At 63.2% G+C, this 23,565-nt stretch carries 21 protein-coding genes; 11 read left to right on the top strand and 10 right to left on the bottom strand.

Annotation, left to right across the window (positions count from 1 at the left end):
- Positions 1-44 precede the first annotated feature (44 nt).
- The 5 genes from aspS to MPE_RS05335 form a co-directional block, all read right to left on the bottom strand.
- Entirely contained in the window at positions 45-1,844 is a 1,800-nt protein-coding gene (aspS, locus tag MPE_RS05355) for an aspartate--tRNA ligase (protein ID WP_011828668.1), read from the bottom strand.
- A gap of 107 nt (positions 1,845-1,951) precedes the next feature.
- Positions 1,952-2,602, bottom strand: a complete 651-nt coding sequence (locus MPE_RS05350; protein WP_011828667.1) for a DUF502 domain-containing protein — start codon at positions 2,600-2,602, stop codon at positions 1,952-1,954.
- Positions 2,603-2,645: 43 nt separating this feature from the next.
- Positions 2,646-3,032: an FmdB family zinc ribbon protein gene (locus MPE_RS05345; RefSeq protein ID WP_011828666.1), complete on the bottom strand. Its 387-nt coding sequence runs from the start codon at positions 3,030-3,032 to the stop codon at positions 2,646-2,648.
- Between the two features lie 95 nt (positions 3,033-3,127).
- A complete protein-coding gene (gene ubiB / locus MPE_RS05340; RefSeq protein ID WP_011828665.1) occupies positions 3,128-4,705 on the bottom strand; it encodes a ubiquinone biosynthesis regulatory protein kinase UbiB in 1,578 nt (525 codons plus the stop codon).
- On the bottom strand, positions 4,702-5,265 hold the full coding sequence (locus tag MPE_RS05335; protein WP_049820770.1) for a hypothetical protein: 564 nt from the start codon (positions 5,263-5,265) through the stop codon (positions 4,702-4,704). The genes ubiB and MPE_RS05335 overlap by 4 nt, the downstream gene beginning before the upstream one ends.
- A 208-nt stretch (positions 5,266-5,473) precedes the next feature.
- Here MPE_RS05335 and MPE_RS05330 point away from each other — a divergent pair, with 208 nt between their 5' ends.
- From MPE_RS05330 to MPE_RS22685, 6 genes are all read left to right on the top strand, one after another.
- Positions 5,474-6,868 (top strand): undecaprenyl-phosphate glucose phosphotransferase, encoded by a 1,395-nt coding sequence (locus tag MPE_RS05330; RefSeq protein ID WP_011828663.1) that lies wholly within the window; start codon positions 5,474-5,476, stop codon positions 6,866-6,868.
- 184 nt (positions 6,869-7,052) lie between these two features.
- Positions 7,053-8,309, top strand: coding sequence for a porin family protein (locus tag MPE_RS05325; RefSeq protein WP_011828662.1), 1,257 nt, complete (start codon positions 7,053-7,055; stop codon positions 8,307-8,309).
- Positions 8,310-8,483: 174 nt separating this feature from the next.
- Positions 8,484-9,836: a glucosamine inositolphosphorylceramide transferase family protein gene (locus MPE_RS05320; protein ID WP_148210895.1), complete on the top strand. Its 1,353-nt coding sequence runs from the start codon at positions 8,484-8,486 to the stop codon at positions 9,834-9,836.
- Between the two features lie 56 nt (positions 9,837-9,892).
- Positions 9,893-10,699: a polysaccharide deacetylase family protein gene (locus MPE_RS23895; protein WP_011828660.1), complete on the top strand. Its 807-nt coding sequence runs from the start codon at positions 9,893-9,895 to the stop codon at positions 10,697-10,699.
- Positions 10,696-12,234 carry an oligosaccharide flippase family protein gene (locus tag MPE_RS05310; protein ID WP_011828659.1) on the top strand — a complete coding sequence of 513 codons (1,539 nt, stop codon included), beginning with the start codon at positions 10,696-10,698 and terminating at the stop codon, positions 12,232-12,234. Before MPE_RS23895 ends, MPE_RS05310 begins: the two co-directional genes overlap by 4 nt.
- The gene (locus MPE_RS22685; RefSeq protein WP_011828658.1) at positions 12,231-12,929 is read left to right on the top strand and encodes a hypothetical protein; all 699 of its coding nucleotides are present in this window, start codon (positions 12,231-12,233) and stop codon (positions 12,927-12,929) included. The genes MPE_RS05310 and MPE_RS22685 overlap by 4 nt, the downstream gene beginning before the upstream one ends.
- An 8-nt stretch (positions 12,930-12,937) precedes the next feature.
- On the opposite strand, the gene MPE_RS05300 is transcribed toward MPE_RS22685, so the two are convergent.
- A protein-coding gene (locus tag MPE_RS05300) for an IS3-like element ISMpe1 family transposase (protein ID WP_085984391.1) occupies positions 12,938-14,130 on the bottom strand; the annotation gives its coding sequence in 2 pieces (ribosomal slippage) (positions 12,938-13,875 and positions 13,875-14,130; 1,194 coding nt in all).
- A gap of 88 nt (positions 14,131-14,218) precedes the next feature.
- Here MPE_RS05300 and MPE_RS05290 point away from each other — a divergent pair.
- Positions 14,219-14,803, top strand: a complete 585-nt coding sequence (locus tag MPE_RS05290; protein WP_011828655.1) for a glycosyltransferase family 4 protein — start codon at positions 14,219-14,221, stop codon at positions 14,801-14,803.
- Positions 14,804-14,847: 44 nt separating this feature from the next.
- Here the strand turns inward: MPE_RS05290 and MPE_RS24270 are convergent, their stop codons facing one another.
- Entirely contained in the window at positions 14,848-15,162 is a 315-nt protein-coding gene (locus MPE_RS24270; protein WP_158304598.1) for a hypothetical protein, read from the bottom strand.
- Positions 15,163-15,182: 20 nt separating this feature from the next.
- Between MPE_RS24270 and MPE_RS24265 the strand changes: the two genes are divergently transcribed.
- Together MPE_RS24265 and MPE_RS22680 are read left to right on the top strand one after the other, a co-directional pair.
- Entirely contained in the window at positions 15,183-16,412 is a 1,230-nt protein-coding gene (locus tag MPE_RS24265; RefSeq protein WP_158304597.1) for a HupA family protein, read from the top strand.
- A gap of 85 nt (positions 16,413-16,497) precedes the next feature.
- On the top strand, positions 16,498-17,316 hold the full coding sequence (locus MPE_RS22680; RefSeq protein WP_083767943.1) for a WecB/TagA/CpsF family glycosyltransferase: 819 nt from the start codon (positions 16,498-16,500) through the stop codon (positions 17,314-17,316).
- Here MPE_RS22680 and MPE_RS05270 read toward each other — a convergent pair.
- A complete protein-coding gene (locus tag MPE_RS05270) occupies positions 17,308-17,838 on the bottom strand; it encodes a hypothetical protein (protein ID WP_011828652.1) in 531 nt (176 codons plus the stop codon). The genes MPE_RS22680 and MPE_RS05270 overlap by 9 nt on opposite strands.
- A 75-nt stretch (positions 17,839-17,913) precedes the next feature.
- Here MPE_RS05270 and MPE_RS05265 point away from each other — a divergent pair, with 75 nt between their 5' ends.
- Positions 17,914-18,927 (top strand): IS5 family transposase, encoded by a 1,014-nt coding sequence (locus MPE_RS05265; RefSeq protein ID WP_011830032.1) that lies wholly within the window; start codon positions 17,914-17,916, stop codon positions 18,925-18,927.
- Positions 18,928-19,046: 119 nt separating this feature from the next.
- On the opposite strand, the gene MPE_RS05260 is transcribed toward MPE_RS05265, so the two are convergent.
- Complete coding sequence (locus tag MPE_RS05260) at positions 19,047-19,646, bottom strand: acyltransferase family protein (protein WP_083767942.1); 600 nt, start codon at positions 19,644-19,646, stop codon at positions 19,047-19,049.
- A 451-nt stretch (positions 19,647-20,097) separates the two neighbouring features.
- Positions 20,098-21,252, bottom strand: coding sequence for a glycosyltransferase family 4 protein (locus tag MPE_RS05255; protein WP_011828650.1), 1,155 nt, complete (start codon positions 21,250-21,252; stop codon positions 20,098-20,100).
- A 548-nt stretch (positions 21,253-21,800) separates the two neighbouring features.
- Here MPE_RS05255 and MPE_RS23175 point away from each other — a divergent pair.
- Entirely contained in the window at positions 21,801-23,510 is a 1,710-nt protein-coding gene (locus MPE_RS23175) for a right-handed parallel beta-helix repeat-containing protein (protein ID WP_083767941.1), read from the top strand.
- Positions 23,511-23,565: the final 55 nt, after the last annotated feature.

The raw sequence follows: 23,565 nt of genomic DNA, 5'->3' as shown, positions 1-23,565 counted from the left end.
GGGGCGCCGACCGGCGCCCCTCGATTGTGCGGCAAGCCGCCAGCTCAGACGCCGCTCTGGCCTGCCGCTGGGTTGCGCAGCCGGATGTGCAGCTCGCGCAGCTGCTTCTCGTCGACCGGGCTCGGCGCGTGCGTCAGCAGATCCTGGGCGCGCTGGGTCTTCGGAAAGGCGATCACGTCGCGGATCGAATCGGCCTTGGTCATCAGCGTGACCAGACGATCGAGCCCGAAGGCGAGGCCGCCGTGCGGGGGTGCGCCGTACTGCAGCGCGTCGAGCAGGAAGCCGAACTTGAGCTGGGCCTCGTCGGGGCCGATCTTGAGTGCGCTGAACACCTTGCTCTGCACCTCGGCGCGGTGGATCCGCACCGAACCACCACCGAGCTCCCAGCCGTTGAGCACCATGTCGTAGGCCTTGGCGATGCACTTCCCGGGATCGGTGTCCATCAGGTCCTCGTGGCCGTCCTTCGGCGCCGTGAACGGGTTGTGCACCGCGGCCCAGCGATCGCCCTCCTCGTCGTGCTCGAACATCGGGAAATCGACCACCCACAGCGGCGCCCACTTGTCCTCGAACAGGCCACCCGACTTGCCGAAGTCGCTGTGGCCGATCTTGACGCGCAGCGCGCCGATGGCGTCGTTGACGACCTTGGCCTTGTCGGCCCCGAAGAACAGCAGGTCGCCGTTGCGCGCGCCGCTGCGCGCGATGATCTCGGCGATCGCCGCGTCGTGCAGGTTCTTGACGATCGGGCTCTGCAGGCCCTCGCGGCCCTTGCTCGCGTCGTTGACCTTGATCCAGGCCAGGCCCTTGGCCCCGTAGATCTTGACGAACTCGGTGTAGCCGTCGATCTCGCTGCGGCTCATCTCGCCGCCGCCAGGCACGCGCAGCGCGACCACGCGGCCACCCTTGGCCTGGGCGGGGGCCGAGAACACCTTGAAGTCCACGTCCTTCATCACCTCGGTGAGCTCGGTGAACTCCATCTTCACGCGCAGGTCCGGCTTGTCGGAGCCGAAGCGGTGCATCGCCTCGGCGTACTTCATGACCGGGTAGCCGGGCAGCTCCACGTTCATCACCGCCCGGAACACCGTGCGGATCATGCCTTCGAACATGCCGCGGATCTCTTCCTCGTCGAGGAACGAGGTCTCGATGTCGATCTGTGTGAACTCGGGCTGGCGGTCTGCGCGCAGGTCCTCGTCGCGGAAGCACTTGGTGATCTGGTAGTAGCGGTCGAAGCCGGACACCATCAGCAGCTGCTTGAACAGCTGCGGCGACTGCGGCAGCGCGAAGAACATGCCCTCGTTGACGCGGCTCGGCACGAGGTAGTCGCGCGCGCCCTCGGGCGTGCTCTTGGTCAGCATCGGCGTCTCGATGTCGATGAAGCCGTTGGCATCGAGGAACTTGCGCACCTCCATCGCGACCCGGTAGCGCAGGATCAGGTTCTTCTGCATCGCCGGGCGGCGCAGGTCGAGCACGCGGTGCGTGAGACGCGTGGTTTCACTGAGGTTGTCGTCGTCGAGCTGGAACGGCGGCGTGACGCTCGGGTTCAGCACCTCGAGCTCATGGCACAGCAGTTCGACCTTGCCGCTCACGAGGTTGGCGTTCTCGGTGCCGGCCGGCCGAGCGCGGACCTTGCCGACGATCTTCAGGCAGAACTCGTTGCGCACGCCTTCGGCGGCCTTGAACATCTCGGCACGGTCGGGGTCGCAGACGACCTGCACCAGGCCCTCTCGGTCGCGCAGGTCGATGAAGATCACGCCGCCATGGTCGCGGCGGCGGTGGGCCCAGCCCATCAGGGTCACGGTCTGGCCGAGCAGCATTTCGCTGACGAGGCCGCAGTAGGTGGTACGCATGGAAAAAGGCTCCGGAACTCTGGAATCGAAGGCCGCCGTGGCGGCGCAATGTTGGGCGCTGGCAGGCTGTCTCGCAAGCCCTCAGGGTTGAACGCGGGCCGCGGCGTTCAACCCGCCAGATTTCGCACCGGCTGTGCCGGAAGGTGCGTCGGCGGCGCCACGACGCCCATCGAGATGATGTACTTCAGCGCCTCGTCGACGCTCATCGCGAGCGCGACGACATCGGCGCGCGGCACCATGAGGAAGAAGCCAGAGGTCGGGTTGGGCGTGGTGGGGACATAGAGGCTGAGATAGTCGCCGCTCAGGTGCTCGCCCGCCTCGCCGCCCGGCCGGCCGGTGACGAAGGCGATGGTCCACGAGCCCTGGCGCGGGTACTGCACCAGCACCGCCTCGCGGAAGGCGTTGCCGCTGCTCGAAAACAGCGTATCCGAGACCTGCTTCACCGAGCTGTAGATCGACTTGACGATCGGGATCTGTTGGAGCACGCGGCTACCCTGGCGAAGCCACCACTGGCCGACGATGTTGGTCGCGAACATGCCGGTCAGCAGCAGGCCGACCAACATGACGATCACGCCCAGGCCGGGGATCTGCTTGAGCATCTCGAGCGGCGAATGCGCGGCCGCCGGCAGCAGCGCCTGCGAAGCGCTGAGCAGCCAGGCGAACACGCCGTCGAGCAGGCCGAGCACCGAATGCAGGACCCAGATGGTGATGGCCAGCGGCAGCCAGACCAGCAGGCCGGCGATCAGGTACTTTTTCAATCAGGGCTTTCGGACAGGGCGGAACGCGGCGCGCCTGGGCAGTTCAGTGGCAGGCACAGGACGAGCCGCAGCCGCCCGCGGCCGCCGATGTCGTGGAGGCCGGGGTGGCGCCGCCACCCGCATCGCCGCCCGAACTGTTGCCGCCGGCGCCTCCACCGCTGCTGTCGGCAGCCGGTGCAGCAGTTGGCGTGGCGGTGGCGACACCATCCGTCTTGGGCGCCTTGGCCGTCGCAGCCGCGGGCTGGGCGCCATTGCGGAAGTCGGTGACGTACCACCCCGAGCCCTTGAGCTGGAACCCGGCAGCGGTGAGCTGCTTCTTGAACGCGCTGGCGCCACAGGAAGGACAGACCGTGAGCAACGGATCGGAGATCTTCTGAAGCACGTCCTGCGCATGGCCGCAGGACTCGCAGCGATAGGCGTAGATCGGCATGACCAAACCCTTGATTCGAAAACCGGAATTGTAAGGGTGCGGCCCCGCGCGGCGCCGGCTCCGCGGACCATGCGCGCCTCGAGCGCTGCACCGCATCAACCGGGCCAGCGCTGCCAGATCTGCACCACCAACAGGCCCATCAGGAAGCCGACGCCGGTGCAGAGCACCGCTTGCAGCAGGCGGTTGGTGCGCCGCTGCTCGGCCAGCAGCGCGGCGAGCAGGGCGTCGGACGGGCCGTCGCCGTGGGCCGCCGGGCGCGCCCTGGCCTGCGCCTCGAGCGCGTCGTGCAGGAGCCGCGGCAACTCGGGCAGCATCTTCGCGTAGCGCGGCGCTTCGTCCTTGAGACGCTCGATCAGGCCGCGCCAGCCGATCTGCTCATGCATCCAACGCTCGAGGAAGGGCTTGGCGGTGCTCCACAGGTCGAGTTCGGGATCGAGCTGGCGCCCCAGGCCCTCCACATTGAGCAAGGTCTTCTGGAGCAGCACCAGCTGCGGCTGGATCTCGACGTTGAAGCGCCGCGAGGTCTGAAACAGCCGCAAAAGCACCTGGCCGAGCGAGATTTCCTTCAGCGGGCGGTCGAAATAGGGTTCACAGCAAGCGCGGATCGCGCCCTCGAGTTCGTCGATGCGGGTCCCGGCCGGCACCCAGCCCGACTCGAGATGCAGCTCGGCCACCCGCTTGTAGTCTCGGCGGAAGAAGGCGATGAAGTTCTGCGCAAGGTAGTCCTTGTCGGACTCCGTGAGCGTGCCGATGATCCCGAAGTCGAGCGCGACATAGCGCCCGAAGGTCTGCGGCGCCACGCTGACCTGGATGTTGCCCGGGTGCATGTCGGCATGGAAGAAGCCGTCACGGAAGACCTGCGTGAAGAAGATCGTCACGCCGTCGCGCGCGAGCTTCTGGAAATCGATACCCGCCTCTCGCAGCCGCGCCACCTGGCTGATCGGCACGCCCGTCATGCGCTCCATGACCATCACGCCGGGCGTGCAGAGGTCCCAGATCATCTCGGGCACCAGCACGAGATCCAGTCCCTCCATGTTGCGGCGCAGCTGAGTGGCATTGGCGGCCTCGCGCACCAGGTCCAGCTCGTCGTGCAGATACTTGTCGAACTCCGCCACCACCTCGCGCGGCTTCAGCCGCTTGCCGTCGGCCGAGTAGCGGTCGGCCCAGCCGGCCAGGACACGCAGCAGCGCCAGATCCGAGTCGATGATCTGCAGCACGCCAGGGCGCAGGACCTTGACAGCCACTTCGCGGCCATTCTTCAGGACCGCGAAATGCACCTGCGCGATCGACGCGCTGGCGACCGGCTCGTGCTCGAAGCTGGCGAACAGCTGGTCCAGCGGTCGACCGAAAGCCGCCTCCACCAACGCCACCGCCTGTTCGGCGGGGAACGGTGGCACGTCGTCCTGGAGCTTGGCCAGTTCGTCGGCCACGTCGACCGGAAGCAGATCGCGCCGGGTCGACAGGACCTGCCCGAACTTGACGAAGATCGGGCCGAGTCGCTCCAGGGCCATGCGCAGGCGCGCACCGCGCGGCGCATCGAGGCGCCGCCCCACGCCGACCAGCCGGGCCAGCCCACGCACCCAGCGCTGGCGGAAACTCGACAGCGCCAGTTCGTCGAGCCCGTACCGGAGGACGATGAAAACGATGTAGACCAGGCGCGCGAGATCCCTCATCGCGACGGCGATCCGTTCGCGCCGGCGACGAGCCTGGCAGCCGCCTGGGTGGCGCCCCGCAACGCGGCGGCGATGCCCTGCCCTGCACGTACCAGCCCCTCGGCAATCACCGGACCGAACAGCTGGGAGAGATCAGCTTGCACATCCCACCGCAGGTTCTCGACCACCCAGTGCAAGTCAGCGGCGAAGGTCGCATCACCTTGGATCGTCACGCTCGGCCGGCGCCCGTTCAACCAGTCCAGCGCCGCCTGGCCCGGGCTCGACGCCTCGAAGCTCATCTGCAGGTCGTCGTTCGTTTCGAGGCCGCCCTCTTCCGGTGCCCATTCCAGCATGCCGGCGGGCGTCACGCGGAACCTCAGCACCGGCGATCGCGGCAACCAGGACGGCAAGGCATCGGCTCGCAAGGTCACACACCGGCCAGCGTGCCGGACCAGACGCTCAGCCGCCGCAGGCTCGGAAGCCAGAAGATGGTTGAGCCACAGCGTGAGCCGCTCGGCCAGGGCGGGCCCGAGCGACGCCGCGGCGGCGCCGAGCAACGGCGAGTCGAAAGCGTGAAGCATTTGCGAATTGTAGGCAAGCGCCCGCATCGCGCCCCCGGGTATAGGGGCCTGACGCCCTCGGGACTTGCGCGAGAATTCCCTGAGACGAGGCCAAGGTAGCGCGGATTTCGTCGATCGCACCAGCCGCCAGGCAAACCGCCGCTTCGCCGCGAAGCGAAAAGTTGGCGATCGGTGGCGATGCCCCAAGCGATAGCTCTGACCAACACGCATGTTCGAAGACCGCAGCTACAAGAGAACGTTCTACAGCGCGCCGCAGTCGGTGACCTCGCTGGTTGCCGCGTTTCTCGAGCCGACGGTATCGGTGGTGACCTATGTCGCGGTCAGCCATTGGTTCGATGATCCTATCCTTCGTGCGTCGCTTACGCTGTGCCTGCTCGTCTTCGTGCTCACGTTCCCGGGGCGCAATAGGTTCCGAGACAACATGGTCGCGGCCGGCATCGACATCGTGTCGTCCTGGCTCGTCTTGCTGGCCATCTTGGCATTGTGCGGGTATGCAACACGTAGCTTGCAGTTCTTCAGCCGCGACGTCCTGATCAGCTGGGCCCTGCTCGTCCCCGTCTTGCAGTGGGTCGCCGTCTGGATCGGCAAGGTCGTCATCCGGCGCCGCTCCGCACTGCCCGAAGCTCGACGTACTGCAGTGGTGGTCGGCGCAAGCCCGCTCGGCGTCAAGGTCGCTCGAGCCCTCACCACGGGCGGCGACGCCGGCATCGATTTCGTCGGCTACTTCGACGACCGAACAGACGAGCGCGTGCATGTCGACGGAATGGCCAAACGTCTGGGCGGACTGGCCGACGTGGCGTCGTATGTTTCGACCCACGGCATCCGCGAGGTCTACATCACGTTGCCGCTGGGCTCACAGCCTCGCATCGTCGAACTTCTCGAATCGGTGCAGGGGACGACGGCCTCGCTCTACTTCGTGCCGGACGTCTTCGGCATCAGCATCATTCAAGGGCGATTCGAGGACGTCAACGGGGTCCCAGTCGTCGGCATTTGCGAGACGCCCTTCACTGGCACTAACGATCTGGTCAAGCGAGTGAGTGACATGGTGATCGCGTCGATCATTCTGGTGTTGATCTCGCCAGTCCTGATCGCCGTCGCCATCGGCGTCAAGCTCAGTTCGCCGGGCCCGATCATCTTTCGGCAGAAGCGCAACGGTCTCGACGGTGACGAGATCACCGTGTACAAGTTTCGCTCAATGACCACTCAAGACAACGGTGCGGTCATCAAGCAGGCCACCAAGGGCGACAGCCGGATCACGAAGTTCGGTGCCTTCATCCGACGCACTTCGTTGGACGAGCTACCGCAGTTCTTCAATGTCCTCCAGGGCCGCATGAGCATCGTTGGTCCGCGCCCGCACGCGGTCGCCCACAATCAGATGTATCGCGAGTTGATAAAGGCCTATATGGTTCGGCACAAGGTCAAACCCGGCATCACGGGTTGGGCCCAAGTCAACGGCTTCCGTGGCGAAACGGACACGGTCGAAAAAATGCAAGCTCGTGTCGAATACGATTTGGAGTATCTACGCAATTGGTCGCTCGCTCTTGATCTGCAGATCATCATCCGGACGGTCCGCATGATGTTCTTCGACAGGAACGCGTACTGACCGGCTGCGTCTGCCCGTGAGGCCCCTGCATGACGATCCGATGGCCAAGCGCCCCGACCTAGATTCCCTGTCGGAAGGCGATAAAGCAGAATGGTCTCGTTACGCTCACGCTAGTCCCCGCGCGGCTGCCAAACCCCGGTGTCCGATCTGCCCGAATCTGCCACGTTACCGGAGAACAACCGACATGCTTGCTTCATCGCTCCACGTGCTCCCCCCTCCTTCACAGACACGCCGCACGGCGCTCGTTGCCGCACTGACGCTGTGCCTTGCAACCGGCGCGTTTGCTGAACGCAGCCCGCTGTATTTCGGTGCCGGCCTCTCCGCCGGACACGACTCCAACGTATTCCGTGCGCCGGAGGGTAGTCCGCAGGATCAGAGCGACTCATATACAAGCGCCTTTGTGCTGGCAGGCATTGACAAGCCGTTCGGCCGCCAACGTTTTTTCGCTGATGCGACGGTGCGACGGACGGAGTTCCGAGATCTGGACGCGCTCAGCAACACCGGCTACGACCTCAATGCCGGAATGGATTGGTCGGCGTTGGATCGCCTGTCCGGTACGTTGCGCTACGGCATGACGCGCGCGCGTTCGCAACAAAATCTGGACGCTGCGGTCGTGACCGAACGGAACCTGGAAACAGCGCGGGAGTTTCTCGCGCGTGCTCAGTACGGCGGCGAGGCGATCCTGGCGCTCGAAAGTGAGTATGTTCACCGCTCGCTCGATTACAGCGCTTCGGCGTTTACGGCTCAAGAGAACACGTCGGATTCGGTTCGCGCCGGCCTGCTCTATCGCGTCAGCGGTGCGCTCCGCCTGGGAGCAGGCGTTCGTTATACCGAGGGCAAGTATCCCCAAGGCGTACTCGTTTCGCCTGGTGTCTTCGACGAAGACAAGTACAAGCGGCGCGACCTGGATTTGACGGCTCGATGGATCCCCTCCGGCGCTAGCATCCTGAATGCCCGCGTCAGCTTCGGCAAGCAGGAGAACGACGCACAGACGAGTCGCGACTTTTCCGGTACCACTGGCAGCATTCGGTGGGAATGGCAACCCACGGGCAAACTGCGTTTCGATACGCGGCTGAGTCGGGATACCGGCTTCGAATCTTCGTTCCTGTCGTTCGGCACGAACAATGGCCAAGCGGTCGGTGACACGAGCCGGTTGACCACGGCACTCCAAATCGGTGCGATCTGGGACATCACTTCGAAGATCGCCCTCGACGCCGACGGTCGCTATGCAAGACGCTCGCTCGTGAACACAGGCGGCATCAACGTCGACGAGAGCGATCGCACGCACCTCTTCGGCCTTGGCATCACGTACAAACCGACCCGGATTGCGGAGTTGTCCTGCAAGGTGAGCCGTGAAGAACGCAACACGTCCGGCACCATTCTGACCTACCCGTACAGCGCCACGGTCGCCATGTGCGGCGCTCAGGTCGTGCTTCGCTGATTCACTGCAGGCCTCTGAGTCCTTGCCGCGGCGCAGACGCAGGCACCTACGCCGACTTTGGGTCGATCCTCGGCGAATGCCGGTCGCTATCCGGGTATTCGCACTCTGCACTCCGGTCGGCATGGGACGGTCGGCATGGGACGGTCGGCGAGGCGTCGCGGCCAAAGTGGAAACATGAAACTCGAAATACTTCTGGATCCGCATCCCGCTTCTCACGCGTGCAAAGTGGCCGAAGCGCTTCGAATGGAGTGGAGCGCATCGGACGCGGCTTCGTCAACGATCAATCTTTCTTCTGCCGGCCAACAGCGTTTTTGCGTCGAGTTCTTGATCGATGACGGCCTCGAGCAGTACCGACTGGGAACGCGTCGCGCCGGGCTAGGCAGTGCGATCGCCGGGCGCAATCGGGTGCGAGTTCTCGCCGTCCGACTGGCACCGGAAAGTCCCGTCGGTGAACTGCTGGGCGAAGCGGAGATTCGCATCAGCACCACGCGCCCGTGGAGCAATGCAGATGAAATTGCCAGGGCCGCCATCGCTCTCACGCGGCAAGGCGTGGCGAGCCGTACGGCCGGCAAACCAATCGACTTGAGGTTGACGACCGCCCCCCGACCGGGGGTGCGCAAGACGCTTTCGTGGCTGCTCGATCCGTTCGCGCGCAGCCTCTGGACTTCGATCAAGTGGCGACTCGGGCGTCAGGAGCGCCAGCAATGGATGATCGGCGCACTGCCGCGGTCGAGCATTCACGCAGATGGTCCTTTCCCTTGGCAAGACGTGCAATGGATCGAGCCGCCGGCAGGCGGGATCATGGCCGATCCTTGCTTGGTCAAAGACGGGGACGAACACTGGCTGTTCTATGAGCACATGCTGTTCTCCGACACCAAGGCGACGCTTTACGCCGCGCGGCTCGAGCCTCGCACCGGCGAATTGACGGCCCCGCGGCAAGTGCTCAGCGAGCCCCATCATTTGTCGTTCCCCAACGTGTTCAGATGGGATGGGGACTGGTTCATGCTGCCCGAACAAGGGGAGAGCGGAGCCGTGCGCCTTTATCGCGCTACCGCCTTCCCGAATGCGTGGGCCCACTATCGCGACTTGCTGCCAGATTTTCCGGGCCTTGATCCCGTGCTTTTTTGGCATGACGGCAAATGGTGGCTCTTCGTCACTCGCAGCGCTGTTCCATGCGTCGACGACAATCTTCATCTTTTTTGGTCGGATTCAATTTCAGGCGAATTTTTTTCGCACCCCCTGAACCCCATCAAAACAGGTCTGTTCGGCTCCAGGATGGCTGGAATGATTTTCGAGCAGGACGGCCAAATAATTCGACCCGCGCAAGACGGGCGAAACGGTTATGGTCATGGATTGGCGCTTTATTCGATTGAAAACCTCACCACGACAGAATACAGGGAAAAGCTATTGCTCGATTGGACGCCGCAAACCGAAGGGCCGTTTCAGTATGGTTTGCACGCTCTCGATGTTTGCGGAGATTACGTGGTGGTGGATGCGCAAAGGGCTATCACCCACCACTCAAAATGACCTCGATTGACTTCTCAGTCGTCGATTGTCAGTTCAGTCAAATCTAACCGCATTTTATGAATCGCATCGTCAATGCAATCAAAGGGCGTTTGCCGGCTCATTTCGCGGACCGCATGGAGGAGCGAATTGGGGGGCTGCGAGACTTCGAGCGCCTCGAATCTCATGATTCGTCTGCACTGACGATCACATGCGACGACAGTGCCCGGCGCGACCAGGATATCGTTTCAGTGCTCGACTCTCAGAATCTCAAGGGCGTGATCTCGGTCTCCCCCGATCTGGTCGGCACTGATGGATTTCTTGACTATGCTGCACTGCGCGATATGCAGGCCGGCGGGCACGAGCTTGCCTTTCACGGCAACGATCATTCGCCGTTCACGGATATCCATCCGCTCAGGAAGCTGACCGATAGCGTCGCAGAAGGGCTGTCTAGACTTCAAGATCAAGGCTTGTCGACGCAGACCGTCGTCTATCCCTGCGGCAATAACAATCGACGGATTCGGCAGGCCTTGGCGCCCTTCTTCCGCGCTGGTGTGTCGACCTGGTTCGGTGTGAATTCGGGGAAACGTATCAATCGATACTCTATTCGTCGCGTTCCTTTCGGCGCCTACGCCAGCCAGCATGCACCGTCCGAGCACTGGTACAGAGACATGATCGATGTCGCGCTCAGAGAGCCGCGCTGGATCATTCTGATGTTGCACCCAGGTTCGACCGAACACACGCCCGATCACACGGCCATGCTCCAGCGCCTGACGCAGTACGCGTTGGAGCGAGGATTGCCGATTCGCAGCGTGTCTGAACATCTTGATACCCTTCAACCGGAGCCGGTGCGGGGGAATGACCATTTCCAAGCGGGCGTGTCATGAGCGAAGCCTCCAGCATCACGGGTCGCGCCTTCCGCGCCCTTAAATGGAACTATATCGGCACGATTGGGCGCATAGTCGCCACGTTTGCCAGCCAAATCATCTTGGCGCGGCTGCTGGGTCCGGAACCGTTCGGGACGTTCGGCTATGCGTTCCTGACGGTGTCGCTGGTATCGCTGATTGTGGAGATGGGACTGCAGCATGCCCTGATTCAAACGCAGGACTTGACGGACGAAATGATCGCCGTCTCTTGTGGGCGCTTGATGCTGGTGGGCGCACTGGCTTCATTGATCATTTTCGTGTTGGCCGATCAGATCGCATTGCATGCCTTCGCCAACCCCGCCGCAGCGCCCGTCATACGCGCCATGGCACCGTCTTTGATCGTAAGCGCCGGCATCTCGGCCGCCACGGCGATATTGAGCCGCGATATCGAGTTCAAGGTCGTACAGTTGTCTGCGCTGGGCGCTTACATCATCGGCTACATGATCATTGGCGTCGTCGCCGCCTCATTGGGCCTTGGCGTGTGGAGCTTGGTGCTGGCGTGGTACGGGTGCACTGTGATCACACTGATCGTGATGATCTATTACTCGCCGCGTGCCGTGCGTCTCGGTAACCCGTTCAGAAAGCTGTCGATCACTCGCTTCGGAAACGTGATCATGCTGACCAACGTGGTCAATTGGGCGATCGACAGCACGGCTCACGTGATCGTGGGCAGAACATTCGGGGCTGGCGCCCTGGGCCAGTTCACGGTCGCCAACAATCTGGTGAAGACGCCGTCCGACCATCTGATACGCAATCTGCAGACCGTGCTGCTGCCATTGGCCTCCCGTGCGCAGGACAACGATGCGGGTCTTCGGCGCGCGTATCTGACGGTCATCGCCGGCGTGGCCGCCATCGTGTTCCCGACGTTTCTGTTCATCGGCGTGATGGCGGAGCCCACGGTCACGCTGCTGCTGGGCTCAAAGTGGACCAGTGCTGCGCCGCTGCTGTTGCCGCTGGCGCTGGGCGCCATTGCGCACTCCATCGAGGCGCTCTGTGGCCCGGTCTTGACGGGGCGAGGAGATCCTGGCGTGGAGTTGAACGTCAAGGCGTTCACGCTCCTTCTCATGGTCCCGGTGCTTTTGGTCACATCTCAGTGGTCCATCGTGGCGGTAGCATGGGGGTTGGCGTTCGTGTTTGTCGTGCGCTGGTTCTGGATGAACGCTGCGCTCATGAAGCGAATCGATCTTTCTTATGCTGAAGTGGGTCAGGCTCTGCGCGGACCGGTCTTCCTCGCCGCCATTGCAGGAGGCGTGGGCGCGCTGGTGAATATGGCCCACGCCGCCTACCTGCCTGGCGGACCTGCGCTGGTCCATCTGTTGTTGGGCGTCGTAGTCGCATCTGCCGTGATCATCGGTGCACTCGCGTGGGCGCCCACGTTGGTTCTGGGTACGCAACTGTTGCAGTTGCTGGAGCAACTCTGCGCGACCCATCCCGGACTCATGCGCGTGCCCGGCGTGCGTCATCTTGCTGAATCCGCACGCCGGTTCGCCGTATGAGCGCGTCGGCCTTCAGTCATCTGACGACCAAGCGCAAGGGCTTGCGCCTCGGGAAGGGCGAAGATCGTGCGGGCGCCCGGCCCGACGGAATGGAATTGCGCCAGGGCGCTCGCAGGTCGGTCCTCGTCGTCCAACGCCGGCTGCCGCACTACCGGGTCCCCTATTTCGAAGCACTGCGCGTGGAATTGAGCCGCCGAGGCTGGGACCTGCGCTTGGCTCACGGCGTGGGCACGGCTGCAGAGCAGATCAAGAACGACAGCGGATCGATCGCCTGGGCGGAGTCCCTGGAGACGCGCTATCTGCTCGGCGGGCGGCTCTGCTGGCAACCTTTCAGCCATCTGATCCGCGACGCGGCCATGGTCGTCGTCACCCCGGAAAACAAGCTCGTCAACAACATTCCGCTGCAGTTCTTCCGATCGGACGACGTGCGCGTGGGACTGTGGGGTCACGGCGCCAATCTGCAAGGCACTACGGACAGTTGGCGGGAGCGATTCAAGCGCATCAGCGCCAAGCGCGCGGACTGGTGGTTCGGTTACACCGACATGAGCGTGCCGCTCATCCTGCGAAGCGGCTTTCCCGCCGACCGGATCACCACGCTCAACAACTCGGTCGATACCGTGGAGCTCCAAACGCTGAAAGCCAGAACGAGCCGCGAGTCGCTCGATGACCTTGCCCCTGAATCCCGTAGCTCTTAGCATCCTTGTTACGCGGCCTTGTTGAGCTGTGCCGCGACCCAGCGCTCTTCATACTGCCTGGGGCTGAGGTAGCCCAGCGAGGAATGTAGCCGGCGGTGGTTGTAGAAGGCCATCCAGTCGATGACCTCGTCCATAGCCTGCCTCCTGGTGGCGAACTTACGCCCATGCAGTCTGCCGACCTTCAGGCGCCCCCACAGGCTCTCGGTCGGCGCGTTGTCCCAGCAGTCGCCCTTGCGGCTCATCGACGAGCGCATCCCGTACCCGGTCAGCGCCTTCTGGAACTCGTCGCTGCAGTATTGGCTGCCGCGGTCCGTGTGCACGATCAGCCCCGGCGGTGGCCGACGCCGGAACCACGCCATGCGCAGCGCGTCCGTCACCAGGCTGGCGCGCATGTGGGGCTGCATGCTCCAGCCCACGATCATCCGACTGTGCAAGTCGATGAAGGCCGCCAGGTACAGCCAGCCTTCGTCGGTAGCGATGTAGGTGATGTCGCTCGTCCACTTCGCGTTGGGGCCGTCGGCCGCGAAGTCCCGCTGAAGCAGGTCTGGCGCGATCGGCAGGTTGTGCTTGCTGTCGGTGGTGACGACGAACTTGCGGCGGCCCCGAGCCTTGATGCCGTGCTGCTGCATCAGGCGTCGAACCCGTTCCTTGCCGACGCGGTGGCCCCGGGCGCACAGCTCCTTAGTCATCCGCGGCCATCCGTACTCCTGACGGACCTCGGCGTGAATGGCACGCACGTGCGCCAGCAAGGCCTCGTCGCTCAGACGCCCCGAGCCCGGCCGGCTCGGCTGGCGTCGATACTGGCGGCGTTGGTGCTCGAAGTACCCGCTGACGCTCACGCCCAGCACCTCGCAGCTCAGGCTCACCGGCCAGCTCTCCTTCATCGTCCGGATCCAGGCGTACTTTGCAGAACATCCTGCGCAAAGTACGCCGCCGCTTTTTTTGCGATGTCGCGCTCCATCTTCACGCGCGCCAGTTCCGCCCTCAGCCTGGCCAGCTCCATCTGCTCTGGCGTCACCGGCCGGTCGCCAGCGCCACCAAGCTGCCCCTGCTCACTGGAGCGCACCCAGTTGCTCAGGCTGGCCTTGGGAATGCCCAGCACCTTCGCCGTCATCCCCACCGACTGGCCTGCCCTGACCAGCCTGACGGCCTCCAGCTTGAACTCCTGCGTGTACTTCCCACGCACTTGCTTGTCATTCATCTCGTAGCTCCTGTCTCTGATTCCATCATCAGCCAAGAACTACGTTTTTCGGGGGCAAGGTCACGATTCGCTGCGCGCCCGCATCGGCTTGAAGGGCGATGCCGTCGGCATCTACGTTGGCTCTCTCTACGAAGAGAAGCGAATCGAGTTCATGTTGGCCACTGCGCAGCAGATCCACGACAAGATCCCGGGGTTCGAGTTCCTCGTGGTTGGCGACGGCCCGCAACGCTCGATCGTCGAGTCGTTCTGCGCCGCCCACCCCTGGGCCACCTACCTCGGCATCCGCAAGGGCCAGGAGAAGGTCGATCTGATCGGCCTGGCCAAGGTCATGATCAATCCGGGCCTGGTCGGCCTGAGCATCCTCGATGCCTTCGTGCTTGGCACGCCGATGATCACAACGGACTGCGGCCTCCACAGCCCGGAGATCGCGTACCTGCAAGACGGCGTGAACGGCGTCATGACCGCGAATTCGGCCGAGGCCTACGCGTCCACGGTCGCCGCGATCCTCACCGACACCACGGCGCTGGATCGGCTGCGTGCCGGCTGCGAACGCAGCGCCGCCCAGTACACCATTCAGAACATGGCCGTCAATTTTGCGAACGGCGTCGAGGCCTGCGCGTCTCAACCGATCTTTCGCCGCCATCAAGCCAATGACGTCATTGGCAATGATTAATAAATAGAAAGCCGCTGGAGTCGACTTGGAAAGCACGAACAGGATCAATTCAACCGCCAGTCTCTTGATGCTGGCCATGGGTGTTCTTTCGGGATGCGGCGGCGGCGGCGGCGGCGGTGCTCCTGCTCCTGCTCCTGCTCCTGCTCCTGCTCCTGCTCCTGCTCCTGCTCCTGCTCCTGCTCCGGCTCCTGCTCCGGCTCCGGCTCCGGCTCCGGCTCCTGCTCCTGCTCCGGCTCCTGCTCCTGCTCCTGCTCCGGCTCCTGCTCCGGCTCCGGCTCCGGCTCCGGCTCCGGCTCCTGCTCCTGCTCCGGCTCCGGCTCCTGCTCCGGCTCCTGCTCCGGCTCCGGCGCCTGCTCCAACTCCTCTGACGATGAGCTGCGTGGAAGGCGTGAGCTACCAGTGCAGCGGCGCCGACATCCTCAGAACCAACAACGGTGTGGCGCTGACCCGCTCGGGCGTTCAGGTTTACGGCCGCTCGACAGGCGATGTCCTCAATCCGACAAACGCGAACATTGCAACTGGGTTGGCATTGGCCACGGGCGGTACGGCCGAGATCCGTTCGCACCGGACCGGCGGCAATCCGGACAAGGTGGTGCTGCTGCTGAAGAACATGGGGATCCGATGGGACGCCGCAACCGAGCGGCCGCAGATCATCGAGTTGTTCGACCCCACGGGGCCGCTCGATTCGCTGTCGACCAGCCGGGTCGAACTCGGCGGCAGTGGCGCGCTCGTCTACAGCACGTTGCCGCCGAGCAGTGATCTGGGGTTCTACGATTTTGGAACGCTCGGAGCGAACGGCACGCAGGCCCATTACGCCAACAACCGCTACTTCCCGCGTTCCGACCCAGCGCGTTGCGACACGCCGCCGTGCTCTACGGAGCTGGAAACAACCGGACTGAGCTTCACTGCGGGCAGTTGGCCTGGCGGAGCCCGCCCTAACGTCCTGGGCGGACAACGCCTGCACGAAGACGGCGACATCCATGCCGGCGACGCGCCCGGAGGCGGTTTCTTGCCCGGCGGCAATGGCGTGGGCGTGCCCTTCCCCGGCTCCAAGGGCGTGCGAGAGATCGTCCAGTGGAGCTACCAGTACAGCAACATCGGCTACTGGGCCACTCGCGACACCGTCGATCTGGCGGAGTGGTCTGTCCCGGGCAGCTTCGAACACAACACTGCCCGCTCGGGCATCGTCACCTACGGCCAGGTCACCGATCCGGCTACGGTGCCAGCGTCGGGCACCTTCAGCTATGACGGGTTCGTGTACGGGTCGTACGCACCGGACGGCGTCCAGGACCAAGAAAACTTCACGGGTGACGCAACGGTCATGGTGGATTACGCGGCGCGTACGGTCACGGTCACGGTTTTCAATTGCGTGGTGTCGGGAACCGCGACGCCGGTGCCTGTCAGCTTCGTTTCCGTCATCAACATCAGCGGAACCGCCGGCGAAGAAAACTACGCGACCGGCACCATTGCCGGCGGTCTGAGCGGCGGCATCAGCAACCGTTTCTTCGGCCCGGTGAGCGGCGGCACGACGCCCGAGGTAGGCGGTGCCTTCTCGCTCACCGGCGCAGGTGGCGCGGCGGTCGTGGCCGGGTACATCGCCTATCGCTGATGCGGCCTTCGGCAGAGACGAAACGCGGCGCGGCGGTTCGTTGCGGCCGACTTCGCAACGATCGAATGTTCAGCGTGGACACAGAATGAAAAACGCATTGATTGCAGGCCTTCCCATCAGCACGGCGACCGAGGCGGAGGTACTAGAAGCCATGGCGCGTGAGATCTCTGAGAAGTCTGCCGGTCACATCGTGTCCATCACGAACACCGAAACGCTCTACCACGGCCTCCACAACCCGGTGATCGAACGACACATCCGGACGGCCGATTTCTCTTTGTGCGACGGGGTCGGCGTGGTCGTTGCGGGCTGGGCGTGGGGGCACAGCGTCAAACGCGTCACGGGCCCGCACCTGCAACTGGCGGCCTCGCACTACGGGCAGGCGAGGAAATGGCGGCACTTCTTCTACGGTGGCAAGGACGGCGTGGCGGAACAGATGGCCGAGCGCTTGACGGCTCGCTACCCCGAGTTGATCGTCTGCGGCACGTACTCGCCGCCGTTCAAGGCCTTGAGCCCCGAAGAAGATCAGGCCATCGTCGACTGCATCAATGCCACGCAACCGGACATAGTCTGGGTCGGCCTCGGATTGCCCAAGCAGGAAACCTGGATCCAGGAGCACCTGGGTCGCGTCAACGCCACGTGGATGATCGGTGTCGGAGCCGCCTTTGATTACCACGCCGGCACCGTCCCATGGGCGCCGCCGTTCTTCCAGGCGGTCGGTCTCGAATGGGCGTTCCGCCTAGCGCGGGAGCCTCGGTTGCGCGGGCGCCGTTATGGGCGCTCGCTGATCTTCGTGGTTCGCGCGGGTCTTGAGGGGCTACTCAAGCTCCGCTTCCTGCGCCCGGCCTTCGCTGCAGCCACTCACCCCTCTCGCCCCGGCCGTTCCGCAGCAACCTCCTCAGGCTGAACGCCCCCCGGTCAAGGCCGAGAGCGCCCGCGGCGCGTACCGCTCCGCCAAGTAATAAGCGGCAACGATCAACATCACGGTGCACGCCACGGCACCGAAATAAATCGACAGCGCGGCGCTGCTGGAACTCGGGGTGAACACGACGTACATGGTCTTGCGCACGATGGTGAGCAAGGGTTCGTGCGCAACGAAGAGCAGGAAGCTCGGCGCCGACAGCCGGATCAACCACTCGCTAGCTCGAGGCATGCGAAGCAGGTACTGGGAAATCGTCAACACGACGATCACACCGGCCAGGTGCTTCAGGTGCGTCAAGGTCGAAGCGACGGCGCCGTCGGCGGGCACGAGCGCACCGGCAATCACCAGTCCCAGCAGCACCGCACAGACCCACTTCAAATACGGATCCATCGCGAACAGATCTTTCTTGGCCATCGCCGCCGAAGCGCCCAATGCGAAGAAGAAACACGCTTGCACCGTGGGCACTTCGTACGGCCAAGCATCGAACAGCCACAGCGCCCCGAACATTGCCACTAAGGAAGCACTGATTTATCCGTGCAGGCCACGATGGCGTGCGGCGAATTCAGCGGCGATGATGCTGCCATGAAGCAGACGAGTTTTGCCACTGCCGAGTACGCCGGCAAGAAGCGCCAGACGCGCCGGGAGCGCTTCCTGGCCGAGATGAACGTGGTGGTTCCGTGGGCGCGGCTTGAGGCGCTGATCGAGCCGCACTACCCGAAGAGCGGCAAGGTGGGCCGACCGCCGATTGGCGTGCCGCGGATGCTGCGCATGTACTTCCTGCAGCAGTGGTACACGCTGGCCGACGAGGCACTGGAAGACGCGCTGTACGACAGCCAGGCCATGCGCGAGTTCATCGGCATCGACCTTGGGCGGGAGAACGTACCCGACGCCACAACGCTGCTGAAGTTCCGCCGCCTGCTCGAGCAGCACGACTTGACGTCGGCCATCCTGGCCGAGGTCAACGCGCACCTCACCGAGCGTGGGCTGCTGATGCGCCAGGGCACGGTGGTGGACGCCACCATCATTGCCGCGCCAAGTTCGACGAAGAACGAGGACGGCAAGCGCGACCCCGAGATGCACCAGACCAAGAAGGGGAACCAGTGGCACTTCGGGATGAAGATGCACTCGGGCGTGGATGCCGAGTCGGGTCTGATCCACAGCGTGGTCTGCACCGCGGCCAACGAGGCTGACGTGGCGCACGCGCACGAACTGCTGCATGGCCAGGAGAGCCAAGTTCACGGCGACAGCGGCTACACCGGCATCCAGAGGCGAGACGAGATCACGACGGCGCAGGAAGAGGGCAGGCTGCGCCAGGACATGGATTGGCGTATCGCCATGAAGCGCGGCCAACTCAAGGCCATGCCCGAAGGGCCGGCCAAGGCGATGCACGAGTGGTTCGAACGGCGCAAGGCTCAGGTGCGGGCCATCGTCGAACACCCGTTCCACGTCATCAAGAACCTGTTCGGCTACCGCAAGGTCAGCTACCGCGGGATCTCCAAGAACGAAGCTCGCGCGAAGGCGCACGCTGCGCTGGCCAACTTGTACATCGCCCGGCGCCGATTGCTGGCCCAAGGCCTCAGTGCGTCTGCTGCATGAACGGGGGCCTGAGAGCGGCCTCGAAGTGCCGCAGAAGGGGCTCATCGGTGCCACTTCTGAGTTCACGAGTCGCCATCAACGCCCGCTGTCGGCCGAGTCGCGGTCACGAAGCGGGTTGATCAGCGCTTCCCTAAGACGTGCTGGACGATTCGCGGCAGCACGAAGTACACCGGCGCGAGCAGGCACATCAGGAACAGGTCGCGCAAGAACCAGAGCGGGTAGAGGATGGGGTCGCTGCGGATGCCGAGCAAGGCGTTCACGTAGTCAAACCATCCAAAGCCGATGATGGATTGACTCCACGCGCCCGCCCCGGAAAACAGCACGCGGGTCGGCCCCGCATTCTGTGCGATCAGCAGCAACACGATGGCGATGGCATTCCAGATCAACAGTGGAAACAGCACGCTGCGCGTCCGACTGGCCAGCTTCTTGGACAGCCAATCGCCACCTCGGTCGAACCCAGTGAAGAAGAGATATCCACTGATCAGGAAAAACGTGGGCATCCGAATGCCCCCCAATCCGTACGATATAAACCCCTGAATGAATTGCGCCCAGAGCGATAGGGGCCCCGCCGACATATTGACTCCATCGGCCAGCCGCACTGTCCCCATGCCGTTGTGGTGGAAAATAACGCTCACCACCAGCGGGAATCGAATGACTTGGAGACGACGAATAAGGCTCACCGCAGGATTTTCTACTGCAGCTCGCATGGCGGCGACCATCCCAGGCTTATCGGATAAAGCAATGTCCACCGCATTCGAACTGCCGGCATTGCATTCCTTTACCGCTATTCCACCAGAGGTCACGTTTTCAACTTTCGGGAACCGGCCTGTGCAAGAACATAGTTCGCCTTGCCCTGCCTACGATGCACCGGGGGGCGCCACCAAGGACGCACAGAGAGCCGCAGTCGGCTATGGCAGAGTCATTATGCACGGCGCGGCCTACCGGGCAACGCCCCTGAACGAAGGGGGACGGGCGACCTGTCAGACTTTAGCTACAGCCTTTCAGCACGGCCATCCCTAATGCCGGCTGCAGGGGCGCATTCTTAATATCTCGCGGATGCAACCATTTGGCAGATTGATGAGAACTCATTATTTACGACACGCGACACAGATCGCAAATAAATGCAAATTAATATAAACACCGAGGAAGCAGCAACGTTTATTTCATAAACTACTTCATCTTGGCGGCTAAAATTGCGTCCCGATATATATAAATCAATTGCTCGTAGTTTTTATCCGCGGTGAAATTTTTTTCGTAGCGCGCCCGCGCATGGTGCCCCATTTCCGCCATTGCGGTGACGTTCGATTGAGCCCAACGAATCTTGCTTGCGAGTTGACCGGCGTCGCCCGGATCGAACAGCAGTCCGGTGACCCCATCTTCAATCAGTTCCTCCAGAGCACCCAAGCGACTGCCGATCACCGGCAACCCCGCGGCAAAGGCTTCGACCAGCGTGCGGGGAAAGTTCTCATACCAAATACTCGGGAGGATGAGCGCAGTTGCGGTTTCCATCTGGCGGCGAACGTCGTCGCCCCCCAACGCGCCCAGCATCGTGGCGTTAGGAACGTCCTGCAGCAAGTGCGCCTCCGGGCCGGTTCCCGCGATGCGAATCGGCACCTCGGGTACGTGCCGTGCCGCCTCGGCCAGTGCACCGATGCCCTTCTCGACTGACAGACGCCCCACGAACAGGAACCCTTGCCGATCAGCGGCGGTGGGCGCAGGGTAATCCACGAAGTTGGGCTTGACGACCACCTTGTCCGCGGGTAATCCACCTTCGATGAATTTGCGCCGGCAGAAATCGTTCAATGCTATATAACGGGTGACCTTGTTTCGGTAGGTGCCGATAGACCGATGCAACCCCAGCATGCCCGTCAGCACGGCGCTTTGCAGCTTGGAATTTCGATAGCACCCGCGCGTGACGGCCCGCCAGGTGCTGTGCCCGAGGCAGTCCTCACACACGCGACCTTCACGCAGGAACATCGCCTGCGGACAAATCAGGCGGAAGTTGTGCAGGGTTTGGACGACTGGTATTCCCTGGGCCGCCACCGCCCAATACACCGACGGCGAAATGAGCGGGAACGTATTGTGAACATGAACGATATCCGGGCGCCATTTGGATACCGTGTCATTGATCTCTGCCACGGAATCTCGCGACCATAGGGTTTTCTGCGCCAGGGCGCCCTTGCCCAAACCCTGTATCTCATCGTTGTGCCGGGTAAAAACCCGGACTTCGTGCTCGCGCGATCGCAGCAACCGGGTCTCCGATTCGACGACAGCGTCTTCCCCCCCGCGCTGCTGATAAGCGTTGTGGACGATGAGGATGCGCATGGATGGAGTCGGGAGATGTCTTCGGCCGGAATTTTGTCAGACAGCCTCGATGAGGCGTCCATCAGGAGGCCACAAAGCGGCAGGAAGACCGCCAGCCCGGACCCTCGTCACGAAACAGAAGGTGGCGAGTTGTAACTAATCCACACTGCGCCTCCAACGGCAGTTCGTAACGAAGACTGCGAGATCGTTCGCAACTGTGAGGGCAAGGCGGCCCCCTTGGATCCTCATTTCATTACGCCCTCGATCTAGGGGGTGGCGTCAGCATGGCGCCAGCTTTGGTCGTTGACGCGCCCCAGCGCCTGTCCGGCCGGATCGACCGGCATCCGCTTTTTTTGTATCGCAACACGACCACAGCCACCGATCCGTGTCGACGGCGCGAGCCTGTGTGTTCGCCTTGTTACCTCCAAGCAGATCTCGATACAGCCCCTCCGCCGAACGATGCGAAAGTTCATTCATCGGATGTGCCTTACGAGCTTCGCACGGTGCATTAACTAGTGGCCCAACGTGTACGGCATTAACTGTCTGCGTGTATTTCGAGATTGACCCGCATGAAACTCACTTTTGCCGCCTCCATTTCCCCTGTTAATTTTGACAGGCAGCAATACCAAGACATTTATTCCGTTCGCGCAACCAAGAATCGTCACTGGCTTTCACGTTCAGCGTCGATCATGGCGTTGGCATCCGCGGCGCTCCTCGTCGGCTGCGGCGGCGGCGGCGGCTCCGGCGCCAGCGACAGCGTTACGGCCCAAGACGCGCCGACCGACAGCGCATCTGCCGAGAATGCTTCACCGAACGTCAAGGCGGCTGCGGATACAACCACGACGACCTCGTGGGCAACCTGCGCGACCGAACGCCAGACGTGCTCATTCACTGGAACCCGCTCGGTCCGCTACGGCACGACGACGAACTACGTCACGCGCACCTTCACTGGCGGAGTGGCCTGCAGCAACGCCGTCTTTGGTGATCCGGCATACGGACAGACCAAGACGTGCTGGATCAGTCAAGCGACGACCGCTACGACGACCACGACCGCGCCGGCCCCTACGACGACCACGTCGAGCAGCACGACCTGGACTCAGTGCGCTATCGAGAACCAGAGCTGCGCCTTCACGGGAACGCGGTCCGTCCGCTACGGCACAACCAGCCAATTCGTCACAGCCACCTACACCGGCGGTGTCGCCTGCAACAACAGCACGTTCGGTGATCCCGCCGTCGGGCAGACCAAGACGTGCTGGTACAACGGCACGACGACCACCGCAACGACGCCCACGACTACGACGCCGACCAACACCTCGACTGTCACGTCACCGACGCCTACGTCGTCCGCCTCATCGGTCTCCGGCGGCGCGGGACCCAGCGTCACGTCGTTCACCAATTCCGGCCCGATCACGGCTCGGACGGGGCAGGTAATCGAACGAGTGCGCGTGACCTCGTCGAGCGGCTCCTGCATCACCATTCCGACCGGCGTGACTAACGTGACGATCCGCGACTCTGAGATCGGACCTTGCGGGCAACCGGGTGACACCAGTGCCAAGGGCATCGACATCCAGAGCGGCGCGTCGAATATCACCGTACAGCGCAACTACATCCACGACATGGCGACCGCGCTGTACGCGGCCGGGGCTCGCCATCCCATCATCTTCGATCGCAATCGCGTCACCAACATCCGTGGTCCCTTCCCTCGCGGCCAGATGGTGCAGTTCAATGGCGTGAAATCGGGAACGAGCGGCAGCAAGGTAACGTGCAACGTGTCCGACGTGCAAGGCGCCACGTACAGCAATGTCGAGGATCACATCAACATGTACGATTCCGGTGGGCTATCGAACGACCGCACCGAGATCGCGTACAACCGTCTGCGCGGTGGTTCCCCCACCAGCAACTCCGGCACGGCGATCATGGTCGGCGATGGAGCTTCGGGCGGCAACGCCTGGGTGCACCACAACACGATCGTCAACGTGCGCAACGTCGGGATCGGCGTGGCGGGCGGGACGAACATTGACGTCGAATCCAATCGGATCTACATGGACCGGGCGGCCACCTATACCAATGTCGGCCTGTACGTGTGGAGCCAAGGTGGCGGCTCGTGCAGCGGGCACTCGGTCACCGGCAACCGCGCCTGGGTAAACAGTTCCAACGGTGCCCAGAATCCGTGGTGGAATGGTGGCAATTGTGGTGCAGTGGAACTGGTGAGCAACGTGTGGGGCGACACCTCGCTCTCCTCCTCGATGTTCAACGAGGTTCCCTCGCAATGCCAGTGATCCATTCGTCGCAACGCGGACGAGTGAGCCGGATCGACTGAGTCCGGAATTTTGA

The sequence above is a fragment of the Methylibium petroleiphilum PM1 genome (assembly GCF_000015725.1).
GTDB classification, from domain to species: domain Bacteria; phylum Pseudomonadota; class Gammaproteobacteria; order Burkholderiales; family Burkholderiaceae_C; genus Methylibium; species Methylibium petroleiphilum.
The sequence above is the reverse complement of the archived record's forward strand: the minus strand, read 5'-3'. Positions and strand labels throughout refer to the sequence as shown.